General features: G+C 46.8%; 2 pseudogenes. One reads left to right on the top strand and one right to left on the bottom strand.

The annotated features are described in order from the left end of the window. Window positions 1-348: 348 nt before the first annotated feature. Window positions 349-531, top strand: a pseudogene (locus ACTHUR_RS12590) (hypothetical protein); the annotation flags it as partial. Between the two features lie 218 nt (window positions 532-749). Here ACTHUR_RS12590 and ACTHUR_RS12585 read toward each other — a convergent pair. Next, a pseudogene (locus tag ACTHUR_RS12585) lies at window positions 750-897 on the bottom strand (carboxylating nicotinate-nucleotide diphosphorylase); the annotation flags it as partial.

The following is an 897-nucleotide window of genomic DNA, read 5'->3' as shown; positions in this document are numbered from 1 at the left end:
AGGATAAGCGGCAGGCCGCATGTGCTCAGATGACGGGCGACCATACCGCCGATGTTGCCGCTGGAGCCAGTGATGGCTAGATTCATGTTGTTTTCCTTATGCGTTTTCTAAAGAGATAGCTTTGCTGTTTACAGGGTTTCTGTAAAACCATGTGCATGCTGCTTTTTGAGTTTCAGGTAGACTGAATAGATTCAAGGGATGGTTTATTGATGGTTATTATTGTAGCAGTTTTCCTACATACGATAAGCCGCGAAAGACTTACTTGATTATTAAGCTGAATAATACCGCAGGGCGATTTTTCAGGTATATTACGACCAAGCAGGTAATGGAAAACAGGCAGACCCCGACTATATGCGCTGGCAGCCTGTTGCAGTATGGGATGCCTACCTGCGCTACAAAATCGGCAAAAACCTGACTGCCGAGCTGGTGGGCAGCAACCTGACCAACCGCTACTACCTCGACCCGATGAGTCGCTCTTACCTGCCTGCACCAGGTAGGACAATCCGTATTGGGATAACTGGAAAATGGTAATGATCAATTAATCATTTTGGGAGTAAAAAGCCGTCTGAACATTGGGTTTCAGACGGCTTTTTACATGATGGCTTAGTTATGCCCTACTCTTTCATGTTATATGAAGGTTGAAGCTACCCTGCATAATTTTTATATCTTCTGCTTTGGAAGCAAAAAGGCTGCTTGAAAATAAAAGGTCTATATTTCAGACGGCCTTTGCTTTATAGCAAACTCGAAATTTAAGCCACGAAATCCAAACCTATATCCAACGAATGGCTGCTGTGGGTCAGATAGCCGAGGGCGATGCCGTCCACGCCGGTTTGCGCCACGCGCTTCAGTCGGTCGAAGCCGATGCCGCCCGATGCTTCGCAATAGACGGTGTGGGGG

It is taken from the genome of Neisseria sp. P0021.S007 (genome assembly GCF_051956855.1).
The sequence above is the reverse complement of the archived record's forward strand: the minus strand, read 5'-3'. Positions and strand labels throughout refer to the sequence as shown.